We start from the raw sequence: 14,181 nt of genomic DNA, 5'->3' as shown, positions 1-14,181 counted from the left end.
GTCGACGGCATCCTGGTCGACCGGGCTTTCGTCGACAACCGTCAGTCGCACGCGCAGGAGCTGGCCGAGGCCGGCGACGTGCACCCGCCCGCGCCGCACAACATCGCCAACGCGCTCGCGGCGGCCGCCCTGGCCCGCGCCTACGGCGTCACGCCCGCCGCGGTGCGCGACGGACTCCGCGCCTTCAGACCCGACGCCCACCGCATCGCGCATGTCGCCGACATCGATTCCGTCGCCTACATCGACGACTCCAAGGCCACCAACACACACGCCGCCGAGGCCTCACTGGCCGCGTACGAGAGCATCGTCTGGATCGCCGGCGGCCTCGCCAAGGGCGCCACTTTCGACGAGCTGGTCACCAGGTCCGCGAAGCGGCTGCGCGGCGTCGTGCTGATCGGCGTCGACCGCGCCCTGATCGGCGAAGCACTCGCCCGACACGCCCCCGATGTGCCGGTCGTGGACCTCGACCGGACCGACACTGGTGCGATGGCGGCGGCTGTCCGGGAAGCGGCGCGGCTCGCCCGGCCGGGGGACACCGTCCTGCTGGCCCCCGCCTGCGCCTCGATGGACATGTTCGTCAATTACCACGAGCGTGGAGACGCGTTCGCCGAAGCCGCGCTCGCTCTGCCGGCCGTCCGCGCCGAGAACGAATAGGCCGTGTTCTGAAAGGGCCGTCGCGCCGTGGACCAACGGCGTGACGCATCACCGGAGGGGACGAGGATGACGGCCGAGCTGCCCGCGAAGTCCGGCCCTGGCAGCGTCGCCCCGCGCGTCGCCTTCGCCCTGCGCGGCGGCGCCACGGCCCGCCCGGTACGGGCCCGCGCACCCCGGCGCACCCCGGCGGCCGGCGCGGGCGGACCGCGCCCCCCGCGCGCGGGCGCGCTGCGCCGGCTCGTGGAGCAGCTGCGGCGGGCCTGGGACCGGCCGCTGACCGCCTACTACCTCGTCTTCGGCGGGAGCATGCTGATCACCGTGCTGGGCCTGGTGATGGTCGCCTCCGCCTCCCAGATCATGGCGCTGCAGTACGGCCTGCCCGCGACCTACTTCTTCCGCAAACAGCTGCTCGCCGCCGTCATCGGCGGCGGCCTGCTGCTGCTCGCCTCCAAGATGCCGCTCAAGCTGCACCGCGCGCTCGCCTATCCGCTGCTGGCCGGCTCGGTCTTCCTGATGTGCCTGGTCCAGGTGCCGGGGATAGGGCAGGCGGTCAACGGCAACCAGAACTGGATCTCGCTCGGCGGGCCCTTCCAGCTCCAGCCCAGCGAGTTCGGCAAGCTCGCGCTGGTCCTGTGGGGCGCCGACCTGCTCGCCCGCAAGCAGGAGAAGAAGCTGCTGACCCAGTGGAAGCACCTGCTGGTGCCGCTGGTCCCGGTCTCCTTCATGCTGCTCGGGCTGATCATGCTCGGCGGTGACATGGGCACTGCGATCATTCTCACCGCCGTCCTCTTCGGCCTGCTCTGGCTGGCCGGCGCCCCCACCCGGATGTTCGCGGGGGTGCTCGCCATCGCCGGCGCGATCGGGGTACTGCTGATCAAGACCAGTCCCAACCGGATGTCCCGGCTCGCCTGCATCGGAGCCACCGATCCCGGCGCGAACGACCAGTGCTGGCAGGCGGTGCACGGAATCTACGCGCTCGCCTCCGGCGGCCTGTTCGGTTCCGGGCTGGGTGCGAGTGTGGAGAAATGGGGTGAACTCCCGGAGCCGCACACCGACTTCATCTTCGCTGTGACGGGGGAGGAACTGGGCCTGGCGGGCACGCTGTCGGTACTCGCCCTCTTCGCGGCTCTAGGCTATGCGGGTATCCGCGTGGCCGGACGTACGGAGGACCCCTTCGTAAGGTACGCCGCGGGAGGTGTGACCACCTGGATCACGGCCCAGGCCGTGGTCAACATCGGTGCGGTGCTCGGCTTGCTGCCGATCGCCGGAGTCCCGCTCCCGCTGTTCTCCTACGGGGGCTCCGCCTTGCTGCCGACCATGTTCGCCGTCGGACTGCTGATCGCGTTCGCGCGGGAGGAGCCCGGTGCCCGAGCGGCGTTGGCCATGCGGCAGCCTGGGGTGAGATGGAAGACGATGAGACGGCGCGTCAAGAAGCGTCCGTCCGGAGAGCGGTGAATTTCGGTGCATGTTGTACTCGCCGGTGGGGGGACCGCCGGCCACATCGAGCCCGCGCTCGCCCTCGCGGATGCCCTGCGCAGGCAGGATCCGACAGTGGGAATCACGGCGCTCGGCACGGAAAAGGGCCTGGAGACGCGGCTGGTGCCCGAACGCGGCTATGAACTCGGGCTGATCCCCGCTGTTCCGCTGCCGCGCAGGCCCACACCAGAACTGATCACCGTCCCGGGACGGCTGCGCGGCACCATCAAGGCGGCCGAGCAGATCCTGGAACGCACCAAGGCGGACTGCGTGGTCGGCTTCGGCGGCTACGTGGCGCTGCCCGGCTACCTGGCCGCCAAGCGGCTGGGGGTGCCGATCATCGTCCACGAGGCCAACGCCAGGCCCGGCCTCGCCAACAAGATCGGCTCCCGTTACGCGAAGTTCGTCGCGGTCAGCACGCCGGACAGCAAGCTGCGCAACGCCCGCTACGTGGGCATCCCGCTGCGACGCACCATCGCCACCCTCGACCGGGCCGCGGTGCGGGCCGAGGCGCGGGCCGCGTTCGGCCTCGACCCCAACCTGCCGACGCTGCTGGTCTCCGGCGGCTCGCAGGGCGCTCGGCGGCTCAACGAGGTGGTGCAGGCGGCCGCTCCGGCGCTGCAGCGCTCGGGGGTGCAGATCCTGCACGCGGTCGGCCCCAAGAACGAAATGCCGCACCTCGACAACATGCCGGGAATGCCGCCGTACATCCCGGTACCGTACGTGGACCGGATGGACCTCGCGTACGCGGCGGCGGACATGATGCTCTGCCGCGCGGGCGCGATGACCGTCGCGGAGCTGTCCGCCGTCGGGCTGCCGGCCGTCTACGTACCGCTGCCCATCGGCAACGGTGAACAGCGGCTCAACGCCCAGCCGCTGGTCAACGCCGGCGGCGGGCTGCTCGTCGACGACGCGCTGCTCACCCCGGAGTGGGTGCTGGGCCATGTGCTGCCGGTGCTCTCCGACGCGCACCGGTTGTACGAGATGTCCCGCGCGGCGGCCGAGTTCGGCCGCCGGGATGCCGACGAGCTGCTGGTCGGCATGGTGTACGAGGCGATCGCAGCACGCCGGGCCGGTCAGTAGGCCCGCAGGAGCAGGAGGCTAGGGAAGCGTGGCCGGACCGACGACCGCCCAGCGCGGCGAGCGACAGGCGTCGCCGTCCGGCCCGCGCCCGCCCCGCGAGCCGGGGCGCGGGCTCCGCATGCCGCGCCGCCGGACCCTGCTGATCTGCGCGATCGTCGCGCTGCTGGTCGGCGCGGGCGCGCTCTGGGCGCTCTACGGCTCCAATTGGCTGCGCGTCGAGCGGGTGCGGACCAGCGGCACCACGGTTCTGACGCCGCGTGAGGTGACCAAGGCCGCGGCCGTGCCGATCGGCGCGCCACTGGCCACCGTGGACGCGGGCGCGGTGCGCGCGAGACTTCTGGAGAAGCTGCCGCGGATCGCCGCGGTCGAGGTCGTCCGTTCCTGGCCGCACTCCGTTGCGCTGAAAGTGAGCGAGAGAACGCCGGTAACCCTTATCGAAAAGGGCGGAAAGTTCACCGAAGTAGACGCCGAAGGGGTGCGTTTCGCAAGGGTCGCAACCGCGCCGAAGGGCGTCCCGCTGCTGGAGATGGATGTGCGGGAGTCGCCGAGCCTGCGCCGGTTCGGCGAGGGACGGCTGCGCCGGGAAGCGGCCCGCGTCGCCGCGGACCTCCCCGAGGCGGTGCACCGGGACACCCGGGTCGTCCGGGTACGGTCCTATGACTCCATCCGGCTGGAGTTGACGGGTGGTCGTACGGTCGTCTGGGGAAGCGGAGAGTACGGACGGGTGAAGTCGAAAGTGCTCACCGCCCTGATGAGGGCCGAACACGACGCCGGGAAGTTCGACGTCAGCGCGCCCAGCGCCCCGGCGGCAGCGGCGAGTTGAGGGTGTTTCGGACACCTCGGCACCCTGGTTCGCTAGCGCTATGGGTGATCACATAGGGTGAAAAGAAAAACGGGAGGTTCGGCGTGTTCATTGAACGCGTGCCACTTGTCGACTTAGTGTCCTGTTCCAAAGAGTCCAGGAACAGTGGCACTGGTAACCCTAAACTTCACCGTTAGGGTTCGGGTCGGCATTCAGGACCGCCCCATCGGCATCAGTCGGCGCACCGCACCATCCATGGGGCGACGACACGTAACTCGAGGCGAGAGGCCTTCGACGTGGCAGCACCGCAGAACTACCTCGCAGTCATCAAGGTCGTCGGTATCGGCGGCGGTGGCGTGAACGCCATCAACAGGATGATCGAGGTCGGTCTCAAGGGCGTCGAGTTCATCGCGGTCAACACCGATGCGCAGGCCCTGCTCATGAGCGACGCCGACGTGAAGCTCGACATCGGTCGCGAACTGACCCGCGGCCTCGGCGCCGGCGCGAACCCCGACGTCGGCCGCAAGGCCGCCGAGGACCACCGCGAGGAGATCGAGGAGGTCCTCAAGGGGGCCGACATGGTCTTCGTCACCGCGGGTGAGGGCGGCGGCACCGGCACCGGCGGCGCACCCGTCGTCGCCAACATCGCCCGCTCGCTGGGGGCCCTGACGATCGGTGTGGTCACCCGGCCGTTCACCTTTGAAGGCCGTCGCCGCGCCAACCAGGCCGAGGACGGCATCGGGGGTCTTCGCGAGAACGTCGACACCCTGATCGTCATCCCCAACGACCGGCTGCTGTCCATCTCGGACCGTCAGGTCAGCGTGCTGGACGCCTTCAAGTCGGCGGACCAGGTACTGCTCTCGGGCGTCCAGGGCATCACCGATCTCATCACCACCCCGGGTCTGATCAACCTCGACTTCGCGGACGTCAAGTCCGTGATGTCCGAGGCGGGCTCGGCGCTGATGGGCATCGGTTCGGCCCGCGGCGACGACCGGGCGGTGGCCGCGGCCGAGATGGCGATCTCCTCGCCGTTGCTCGAAGCGTCCATCGACGGCGCCCGTGGGGTGCTGCTCTCCATCTCCGGCGGCTCCGACCTCGGTCTCTTCGAGATCAATGAGGCGGCGCAACTGGTGAGCGAGGCCGCGCACCCCGAGGCCAACATCATCTTCGGCGCGGTCATCGACGACGCGCTCGGCGACGAGGTCCGGGTCACCGTCATCGCCGCCGGGTTCGACGGCGGCCAGCCGCCGCCGAAGGGCAGCCGCGACAAGGCGCTCGGCTCGACGTACAGCGCCGAGAGCACCGCGACCCCTCCGCCGCAGCAGTCGCGTCCTGCCGAACGCGCCGACGCCCGCCCCGCCTACGGCGGTCTGGGCAGCGTGCCCCGGCACGAGGACGAGCAGGTCTCGGCCGACTCCACGGCGTACGAGGTCCCGACACCCCCCGTCGCCGCGCCGCAGGTCCCGCCGGCCCGTCCTTACCAGGACAGCCAGGCCGAGGAACTGGACGTTCCCGACTTCCTGAAGTAACTGCGCTCTGAAGTGATAGGGCAACAACAGCAGTGATACGCAACGAACCGAACGGCGCGCACTTCGCCTTCACCGACCGGTGGGGCGGGGTGAGCGCCGTTCCGTACGACGAGCTCAATCTCGGCGGCGCGGTCGGCGACGACCCGGCCGCGGTGCGGACCAACCGCGAGCTCTCGGCGAAGCAGCTCGGCCTCGACGCCGGGCTGGTCGTCTGGATGCGGCAGGTGCACGGCCGCGAGGTCGCGGTGGTCGACGGTCCCTGGGGGGATCGCGAGATCCCGGCGGCCGACGCGGTGGTGACGGCCCGTCGGGGTCTGCCGCTCGCGGTGCTCACCGCCGACTGCACTCCGGTGCTGCTGGCCGACCCGGTCGCCGGAATCACCGGAGCCGCGCACGCGGGCCGTCCCGGACTGCTCGCCGGGGTCGTCCCGGCGACGGTCGAGGCGATGCTCGCACTCGGCGCGGACCCGGCGCGGATCGTCGCCCGTACCGGACCGATGGCCTGCGGCCGCTGTTACGAGGTGCCCGAGGCGATGCGGTCCGAGATCGCGGAGGCGGTCCCCGAGGCCTGGGCCACCACCCGGCAGGGCACCCCGGCGGTGGACGTCGCGGCCGGAATCCGGGCCCAACTGGTCCGTTCCGGGGTCAAAACGGTTGAACAATCTCACATCTGCACGATGGAATCGGCAGATCACTTCTCGTACCGGCGTGAGCGAACGACAGGCCGGCTCGCGAGTTACGTCTGGCTGGGCTCGCCCCCGCCGAAGGCTGGAGAGGCCGAGCTGTGACGGATCGCGCAATGGAACTGTCGGACAATCTGGCGCGGGTGGAGGAACGTATCTTCGCCGCGTGCGAGGCCGCCGGCCGTAAGCGGGAGGAGGTGACGCTGATCGTGGTCACCAAGACCTACCCCGCGAGTGACGTCCGGCTGCTGGCCGGGCTCGGTGTGCGGCACGTCGCGGAGAACCGCGACCAGGACGCGGCGCCGAAGGCCGCCGAGTGCGCGGATCTCCCGCTCACCTGGCACTTCGTCGGTCAGTTGCAGACCAATAAGGTCCGTTCCGTGGCGGGTTACGCCGGTGTGGTGCAGTCGGTCGACCGGCCGCGGCTGGTCGACGCGCTGTCCAAAGCGGCCGTGAGCGCGGGCCGGGAGTTGGGCGTTCTGCTCCAAGTGGCCCTCGACGCGGAGCCCGGCGAGCAGAGCGGGCCGGGCACTCGCGGCGGGCTCGCGCCGGAGGACGTCGGGGCGTTGGCGGACACGGTGGCCGCGGCCGAGGGGCTGCGGCTCGACGGACTGATGACCGTCGCACCGCTGGCGGGACCTTACGCTGGGCGGCAACAGGCGGCGTTCGAGCGGTTGATGGAAATCTCATCGAGCCTGCGCGCGGCGCATCCTGCTGCGAACATGGTCTCCGCGGGGATGAGTGCGGACCTTGAGCAGGCCGTGGCGGCCGGTGCGACACATGTACGCGTCGGCACTGCGGTACTCGGAGTCCGTCCCCGGCTCGGGTAACGTCGCCAAACAAGTCGGACCACAGCAGAAAATATGGTCATTTCCGCCGCAGGCGGACAGGCCAAGTGGATCCTAGGCACCCGGTGACGGAGCCGATCCACCACAGAGCGGAGGACGCAGAGAATGGCCGGCGCTATGCGCAAGATGGCGGTCTACCTCGGCCTCGTGGAGGACGATGGGTACGACGGCCCGGGGTTCGACCCCGATGACGAGTTCGAACCCGAGCCGGAGCCCGATCGGGGCCGGCGGCAGCACCAGCCCCAGTCCGAGCCACGCCCGGAGCGCGATGAGCCGGTGCGAGCGGTGCACCCGCCGGCGCAGCGGGAGCCGGTGTCGCTCGGTGCTGAAAGTGGACGACCTGCGCGAATCGCCCCCGTGGCGTCCATCACACCTGAACGCCACAATCTGGAGAAGAACGCACCGGTGATCATGCCCAAGGTCGTGTCCGAGCGGGAGCCCTACCGCATCACCACATTGCACCCCCGGACCTACAACGAGGCCCGTACCATCGGGGAACACTTCCGCGAAGGCACTCCGGTGATCATGAATCTGACGGAGATGGACGACACGGATGCGAAGCGACTTGTCGACTTTGCCGCCGGTCTCGTCTTCGGCCTGCACGGCAGCATTGAACGGGTGACGCAGAAGGTGTTCCTGCTGTCTCCTGCTAACGTCGATGTCACGGCGGAGGACAAGGCTCGTATCGCAGAGGGCGGGTTCTTCAACCAGAGCTGAGACGCACTGACCGCCACACCGACAGTTGAAGCAGTACTGCGGCCGTGAGGCCGGACACGAGCAGGGGAGAGGGACGCGCGGGATGGGCATCGCATTGCAGGTGGTCTACATCGCGCTGATGTGCTTCTTGATCGTGTTGATCTTCCGGTTGGTGATGGACTACGTCTTCCAGTTCGCCCGCTCGTGGCAACCCGGTAAGGCGATGGTGGTCGTGCTCGAAGCCACCTATACCGTCACTGATCCGCCACTCAAGCTTCTGCGGCGGTTCATTCCGCCGCTGCGTCTCGGGGGCGTGGCGCTCGATCTGTCCTTCTTCGTACTGATGATCATCGTCTACATCCTGATCACCGTCGTGAGCCGGCTGTGAACGATACGGTCTTGCCGATTGCCGACGACTACGTTGAGGTGAAGAAGAGATGCCGCTGACCCCCGAGGACGTGCGGAACAAGCAGTTCACGACCGTCCGTCTCCGAGAAGGCTATGACGAGGACGAGGTCGATGCCTTCCTCGACGAGGTCGAGTCGGAGCTGACCCGACTGCTGCGCGAGAACGAGGATCTGCGCGCCAAGCTGGCCGCGGCCACCCGCGCCGCAGCCCAGAACCAGCAGCAGCAGGGCATGCGCAAGCCGGAGCAGCAGGACAACCGCCCCGGCGGAGCCCCCGTTCCCGCCGCCATATCCGGACCGCAGCCAGTGCCTCCGCAGCAGCAGATGGGCCCGCCCCAGTTGCCGGGCGGCGTACCGCAACTGCCCGCCGGTCCCGGCGGCCAGATGCAGCAGGGCCAGCACCCGCAGCAGCAGCAGCAGGGCCAGCACCCGCAGCAGCAGCAGGGCCAGCACGGTCCCGGCCAGATGGGCCAGGGCGGTCCCGGCCAGATGCAGCAGGGTGGCCCGATGCAGCAACAGGGCGGCCCGATGCAGCAGCAGGGTGTCCCCATGCAGCAGCAGGGCGGCCCCATGGGCGGTCCCGGCCCGCAGCTTCCGCAGCCCGGCCAGGGCCCCGGCGGCGACAGTGCCGCCCGTGTGCTCTCGCTCGCGCAGCAGACCGCCGACCAGGCGATCGCCGAGGCCCGTTCCGAGGCCAACAAGATCGTCGGTGAGGCACGCAGCCGCGCCGAGGGTCTGGAGCGCGACGCCCGTGCCAAGGCTGACGCCCTGGAGCGGGACGCGCAGGAGAAGCACCGCGTGGCGATGGGCTCCCTGGAGTCCGCCCGCGCGACTCTGGAACGCAAGGTCGAGGACCTGCGAGGCTTCGAGCGTGAGTACCGGACGCGGCTGAAGTCGTACCTGGAGAGCCAGCTCCGTCAGCTGGAGAACCAGGCCGACGACTCGCTCGCCCCGTCGCGGACCCCCGCGGCCGCCTCGCTCCCCGCGTCCCCGTCGATGGCTCCGGCCGGCGCGGGTTCGATGGGGCACAGCATGGGCGCCAACCAGAGCATGGGCGGGCACGGCGGTCACACCAACCACGGGCAGCAGGGCGGCGGTCAGAACTACGGCGGCCAGCAGCAGATGTCCCCGGCGATGACCCAGCCGATGGCACCGGTCCGGCCGCAGGCGCCGCAGCCGATGCAGCAGGCGCCGAGCCCGATGCGCGGCTTCCTGATCGACGAGGACGACAACTGAGCGGCAGCGCGCTGAGCGCGTAGCCGTCGGCACGGCAAAGGGCCGGGCTCCGAGGATTCAACTCCTCGGGGCCCGGCCCTTTCGCGTGCCCGCGGCCCCGCCGTCGCTGCCCCCTGGCGCTGCCGCCGCCGTAGCCCTCGCGCCGGTACGGGAACGACCCCTCGCGCCGGTACGGGAACGACACGCGCCGGTACGGGAACGACACGCGCCGGTGGGGGAACGACACGCGCTGGTGGGGGAACGACAGAGCCCCCGGCACCCGCTCGCTGCGCGGGTGCCGGGGGCCGCGTGCTCGGCTGGTCGGGCCCTGCCGGCTACGCCTCTCTGGTTGCGCCTCTGGTTGCGCCTCTGGTTACGCCTCGGCCTTGCGCAGCCGGAACGTCAGGCCCAGCGACTCGTCGGTGAAGGGGTCGCCGAAGGCCGCGTCGGCTTCGCCCTCGGCGGTGTCGACCGCGAGGACCTCGTCGGCGATCAGGCCGGTGTGCTCGGTGAGGGCCGCCGCCGTCTCGGCGTCGGCGGCCTGCCAGCGCAGCGCGATCCGGTCGGCGACGTCCAGGCCGCTGTTCTTGCGGGCCTCCTGGATCAGCCGGATCGCGTCGCGGGCCAGGCCCGCCCGGCGCAGCTCCGGGGTGATCGCCAGGTCGAGGGCGACGGTCGCTCCGGAGTCGGAGGCCACCGACCAGCCCTCGCGCGGGGTCTCGGTGATGATGACCTCGTCGGGCGAGAGGGCCACCCTCTCGCCGTCGACCTCGACCGAGGCGGTCCCTTCGCGCAGCGCGAGCGAGAGCGCCGCCGCGTCCGTCTGGGCGACGGCCTTGGCCACCGCCTGGACGCCCTTGCCGAAGCGCTTGCCCAGCGCCCGGAAGTTCGCCTTGGCCGTGGTGTCGACGAGCGAGCCGCCGACCTCGGAGAGCGAGGCGAGCGAGGCGACGTTCAGCTCCTCGGTGATCTGGGCGCGCAGGTCCTCGCTCAGCGCGCCGAAGCCGGCCGAGGCGACCAGCGCGCGGGAGAGCGGCTGGCGGGTCTTGACGCCGGACTCGGCGCGGGTCGCGCGGCCGAGTTCGACCAGCCGGCGGACCAGCAGCATGTCGGTGGAGAGCGCCGGGTCGATCCGCTCCTCGTCGGCCTTCGGCCAGCTGCCGAGGTGCACCGACTCCGGGGCGTCCGGGGTGACCGGGACGATGAGGTCCTGCCAGACCCGCTCGGTGATGAACGGCACCAGCGGGGCCATCAGCCGGGTGACCGTCTCGATGACCTCGTGCAGCGTGCGCAGCGCGGCCGGGTCGCCCTGCCAGAAGCGGCGGCGCGAGCGGCGGACGTACCAGTTCGACAGGTCGTCGACGAACGACGACAGCAGCTTGCCGGCGCGCTGGGTGTCGTACGCCTCCATGGCCTTGGTGGTCTCGGCCACCAGGGTGTTCAACTCACCCAGCAGCCACCGGTCCAGCAGCGGCCGGTCGGCGGCGGCCGGGTCGGCCGCGGAGGGGGCCCAGCCGGAGGTGCGGGCGTACAGGGCCTGGAAGGCGACCGTGTTCCAGTAGGTGAGCAGGGTCTTGCGGACCACTTCCTGGATGGTGCTGTCGCCGACCCGGCGGGCCGCCCAGGGGGAGCCGCCGGCCGCCATGAACCAGCGGACCGCGTCCGCGCCGTGCTGGTCCATCAGCGGGATGGGCTGCAGGATGTTGCCCAGGTGCTTGGACATCTTGCGGCCGTCCTCGGCGAGGATGTGGCCGAGGCAGACGACGTTCTCGTAGGAGGACTTGTCGAAGACCAGGGTGCCGATGGCCATCAGCGTGTAGAACCAGCCGCGCGTCTGGTCGATGGCCTCGGCGATGAACTGCGCCGGGTAGCGCTGCTCGAAGGTCTCCCTGTTCTTGTACGGGTAGCCCCACTGCGCGAACGGCATCGAACCCGAGTCATACCAGGCGTCGATGACCTCGGGGACGCGGGTCGCCTCCAGCGAGCAGCCGTCGGCGGTGCAGCCGAAGGTGACCGCGTCGATGAACGGGCGGTGCGGGTCGAGGGCCGACTGGTCGCCGCCGGTCAGTTCGGAGAGCTCCTGGAGGGAGCCGACGCAGGTGAGGTGGTCCTCGGCGCAGCGCCAGATGGGCAGCGGGGTGCCCCAGTAGCGGTTGCGGGACAGCGCCCAGTCGACGTTGTTGTTCAGCCAGTCGCCGAAGCGGCCCTTCTTGACCGAGTCCGGGTGCCAGTTGGTCTTCTCGTTCTCCCGGAGGAGGGCGTCCTTGACCTGGGTGGTGCGGATGTACCAGGACGGCTGCGCGTAGTAGAGCAGCGCGGTGTGGCAGCGCCAGCAGTGCGGGTAGCTGTGCTCGTACGGGACGTGCCGGAACAGCAGGCCCGCGGAGGCGAGTTCGGCGACGAGTGCCTCGTCGGCCTTCTTGAAGAACTGGCCGCCGATGAGCGGGAGGTCCTCCTCGAAGGTGCCGTCGGGGCGGACCGGGTTGACGACGGGCAGGCCGTACGCCTTGCAGGTCTTGAGGTCGTCCTCGCCGAAGGCGGGGGACTGATGGACCAGCCCGGTGCCGTCCTCGGTGGTGACGTACTCGGCGTTGACGACGTAGTGCGCGTCCTCGATCTCGACGTAGTCGAAGGGGCGCCGGTAGGTCCAGCGCTCCATCTCGGCGCCGGTGAAGGACTCGCCGGTGGCCGTCCATCCCTCGCCGAGCGACTTCTCCAGCAGCGCTTCGGCCACCACGAGCTTCTCGGCCCCGTCACTCGCCACGACGTAGCGCACCCCGGGGTGGGTGGCGATGGCGGTGTTGGAGACCAGGGTCCAGGGGGTGGTGGTCCAGACGAGCAGCGCGGCCTCGCCGGCCAGCGGGCCCGAGGTGAGCGGGAAGCGGACGAAGACCGAGGGGTCGACGACCGTCTCGTAGCCCTGCGCCAGCTCGTGGTCGGACAGGCCGGTGCCGCAGCGGGGGCACCAGGGGGCGACCCGGTGGTCCTGGACGAGCAGGTCCTTCTCGAAGATCTGTTTGAGTGACCACCAGACCGACTGGATGTAGTCGGGGTCCATGGTGCGGTAGGCGTCGTCCATGTCGACCCAGTAGCCCATGCGTGTGGTCAGCTCGGCGAAGGCGTCGGTGTGCCGGGTGACCGAGTCGCGGCACTTCGCGTTGAACTCCGCGATGCCGTACGCCTCGATGTCCTTCTTGCCGGTGAAGCCGAGTTCCTTCTCGACGGCGAGCTCCACGGGCAGGCCGTGGCAGTCCCAGCCGGCCTTGCGGCCGACGTGGTAGCCCTGCATGGTGCGGAAACGCGGGAAGACGTCCTTGAAGACGCGGGCCTCGATGTGGTGCGCGCCAGGCATGCCGTTGGCGGTCGGCGGGCCCTCGTAGAAGACCCACTCGGGGCGGCCCTCGGACTGTTCGAGGGTGCGGGCGAAGACCTTGTTGTCACGCCAGAAATCGAGCACGGCGTGCTCCAGGGCGGGCAGGTCGACCTGGGCGGGGACCTGGCGGTACTGCTGGGGTGGCGTCATCGGGCTTCCTCCGGCGGAGTGCGCTTTCCGTCGGAGGGACGAGAGCGACAGCCCCCGCGGTACCACCCTCCTTGGCCGCCGGACGGGTACGTCCGCGGCCCCCTCATTGGGGTCGCGCTGCCGGTTCTACTCGCTCACGGGGAGCTTTCTTCCAGCGGCTCGGGGGTGATTTTCGCACCGCGCTCGCCCCCGGGCTCGCACCGTCCCCGGGTCGCTCATGACTGCGTACGGAGCTACTCGCCCCTTCCATGCCTCTCGCTCGGGCCAGTGTACGGGCCCGGCCCCAGGCCGGCCGACGGATTTTCCCGCCGGGGGCGCTGTTTTCCGGGGCTTGTACGCCGCGTCCCGGCCGCCCGGGACCCGCCCCGCCGGCTGCGTCGAGTGAGCTGGTCGTGCCGAGGGGCTTGACCCGAATGCCGATCCGCGCGCTCGGAGCGAGTGCGCCGTCGGGTTACCGGGCGAAGACTGGGGCACAACGGATGCAGACCGCGCTGTTCTGCGGTCAAGCCGGGCTATTCGGGCGGCGTGCCCCGTTGCCGCGTGCCTGGAGTCGATTTATCGTTCCGGCACGATTCGCGATCAACATCACAGAATGTGAAGGGGCCGCGGCCATGGTGGCTAAGAAGTCCGCCGCGAAGAAGAGCGCACCAGCAGCGAAGACACCAGCAGCGAAGAAGAGCACAGCCAAGAAGGCGGCACCGGCGAAGAAGGCCGCACCGGCCGAGAAGCCGGTGCCCGTGAAGAAGGCGGGAGCCAAGACTGTGGTTGCTAAGAAGACTTCGGGTGGGGCTGGCGCGGCCGAGCGGGCCACGGCGGCGGCGACCGCGGTGCCCGGGGCGCGGACGGCCGCCGCGGTGCCCGGCGAGCTCCCGGTCCGGCCCGGCGAGGACCCCTGGTCACCGGAGGAGGTCGCCGAGGCGCGCACCCGGCTGGAGACCGAGACGCTGCGGCTGCGCGCCGAGATCATCTCCTCCGAGGAGGCCATCGCCGGGCTGATGCGCGACTCGGGCGGCGGGGCGGGTGACGACGACGCGGACACCGGCACCAAGAACATCACCCGCGAACACGAGATGTCGCTCGCCGCGAACGCCCGCGAGATGCTGGAGCAGACGGAACGGGCGCTGGAGCGGCTGGAGGCCGGCACCTACGGGCTCTGCGAGAACTGCGGCAAGCCGATCGGCAAAGCCCGGATGCAGGCCTTCTCCCGGGCCACGCTGTGTGTGGAGTGCAAGCAGCGGCAGGAGCGCAGGGGCTGAGTCCGGCCG

General features: G+C 70.4%; 12 protein-coding genes. 11 read left to right on the top strand and 1 reads right to left on the bottom strand.

The genetic code is table 11. From position 1 onward, the window contains the following. From QMK28_RS17005 to QMK28_RS16960, 10 genes are all read left to right on the top strand, one after another. The coding region (locus tag QMK28_RS17005) for a glutamate ligase domain-containing protein (RefSeq protein WP_326438741.1) at positions 1 to 654 on the top strand (654 nt) is incomplete at its 5' end. A 66-nt stretch (positions 655 to 720) separates the two neighbouring features. Next, the gene (gene ftsW, locus QMK28_RS17000; protein ID WP_326438739.1) at positions 721 to 2,109 is read left to right on the top strand and encodes a putative lipid II flippase FtsW; all 1,389 of its coding nucleotides are present in this window, start codon (positions 721 to 723) and stop codon (positions 2,107 to 2,109) included. A gap of 6 nt (positions 2,110 to 2,115) precedes the next feature. Then, the gene (gene murG / locus QMK28_RS16995; protein WP_326438737.1) at positions 2,116 to 3,213 is read left to right on the top strand and encodes an undecaprenyldiphospho-muramoylpentapeptide beta-N-acetylglucosaminyltransferase; all 1,098 of its coding nucleotides are present in this window, start codon (positions 2,116 to 2,118) and stop codon (positions 3,211 to 3,213) included. A gap of 28 nt (positions 3,214 to 3,241) precedes the next feature. Further along, positions 3,242 to 4,036, top strand: a complete 795-nt coding sequence (locus tag QMK28_RS16990; protein WP_326438735.1) for a cell division protein FtsQ/DivIB — start codon at positions 3,242 to 3,244, stop codon at positions 4,034 to 4,036. A 275-nt stretch (positions 4,037 to 4,311) separates the two neighbouring features. After that, entirely contained in the window at positions 4,312 to 5,544 is a 1,233-nt protein-coding gene (gene ftsZ, locus QMK28_RS16985; protein WP_326438733.1) for a cell division protein FtsZ, read from the top strand. 32 nt (positions 5,545 to 5,576) lie between these two features. Beyond that, positions 5,577 to 6,332 carry a peptidoglycan editing factor PgeF gene (gene pgeF, locus QMK28_RS16980; protein WP_326438731.1) on the top strand — a complete coding sequence of 252 codons (756 nt, stop codon included), beginning with the start codon at positions 5,577 to 5,579 and terminating at the stop codon, positions 6,330 to 6,332. Then, on the top strand, positions 6,329 to 7,057 hold the full coding sequence (locus tag QMK28_RS16975; RefSeq protein WP_326438729.1) for a YggS family pyridoxal phosphate-dependent enzyme: 729 nt from the start codon (positions 6,329 to 6,331) through the stop codon (positions 7,055 to 7,057). The genes pgeF and QMK28_RS16975 overlap by 4 nt, the downstream gene beginning before the upstream one ends. Before the next feature lie 123 nt (positions 7,058 to 7,180). Next, positions 7,181 to 7,792: a cell division protein SepF gene (locus tag QMK28_RS16970; RefSeq protein WP_326438727.1), complete on the top strand. Its 612-nt coding sequence runs from the start codon at positions 7,181 to 7,183 to the stop codon at positions 7,790 to 7,792. Between the two features lie 82 nt (positions 7,793 to 7,874). Beyond that, positions 7,875 to 8,159, top strand: coding sequence for a YggT family protein (locus QMK28_RS16965; RefSeq protein ID WP_326438725.1), 285 nt, complete (start codon positions 7,875 to 7,877; stop codon positions 8,157 to 8,159). A gap of 49 nt (positions 8,160 to 8,208) precedes the next feature. Next, positions 8,209 to 9,414, top strand: a complete 1,206-nt coding sequence (locus tag QMK28_RS16960; RefSeq protein WP_326438723.1) for a DivIVA domain-containing protein — start codon at positions 8,209 to 8,211, stop codon at positions 9,412 to 9,414. A 352-nt stretch (positions 9,415 to 9,766) separates the two neighbouring features. Here the strand turns inward: QMK28_RS16960 and ileS are convergent, their stop codons facing one another. Next, positions 9,767 to 12,916 carry an isoleucine--tRNA ligase gene (gene ileS / locus QMK28_RS16955; protein WP_326438721.1) on the bottom strand — a complete coding sequence of 1,050 codons (3,150 nt, stop codon included), beginning with the start codon at positions 12,914 to 12,916 and terminating at the stop codon, positions 9,767 to 9,769. A 611-nt stretch (positions 12,917 to 13,527) separates the two neighbouring features. On the opposite strand from ileS, the gene QMK28_RS16950 reads away from it, so the two are divergent. After that, a complete protein-coding gene (locus QMK28_RS16950; RefSeq protein ID WP_326438719.1) occupies positions 13,528 to 14,172 on the top strand; it encodes a TraR/DksA family transcriptional regulator in 645 nt (214 codons plus the stop codon). Positions 14,173 to 14,181: the final 9 nt, after the last annotated feature.

The organism is Streptomyces sp. H27-D2, assembly GCF_035828615.1.
GTDB lineage: Bacteria > Actinomycetota > Actinomycetes > Streptomycetales > Streptomycetaceae > Streptomyces.
Note: the sequence above shows the minus strand (reverse complement) of the source record. Positions and strands in the feature narration are given on the sequence as shown.

Excerpts from the sequence above, each read along its gene's own strand:
- ftsW (WP_326438739.1), top strand. The coding sequence starts at position 721 with ATGACGGCCGAGCTGCCCGCGAAGTCCGGCCCTGGCAGCGTCGCCCCG.
- QMK28_RS16970 (WP_326438727.1), top strand. The coding sequence starts at position 7,181 with ATGGCCGGCGCTATGCGCAAGATGGCGGTCTACCTCGGCCTCGTGGAG.
- QMK28_RS16965 (WP_326438725.1), top strand. The coding sequence starts at position 7,875 with ATGGGCATCGCATTGCAGGTGGTCTACATCGCGCTGATGTGCTTCTTG.
- QMK28_RS16960 (WP_326438723.1), top strand. The coding sequence starts at position 8,209 with ATGCCGCTGACCCCCGAGGACGTGCGGAACAAGCAGTTCACGACCGTC.
- ileS (WP_326438721.1), bottom strand. The coding sequence starts at position 12,916 with ATGACGCCACCCCAGCAGTACCGCCAGGTCCCCGCCCAGGTCGACCTG.
- QMK28_RS16950 (WP_326438719.1), top strand. The coding sequence starts at position 13,528 with ATGGTGGCTAAGAAGTCCGCCGCGAAGAAGAGCGCACCAGCAGCGAAG.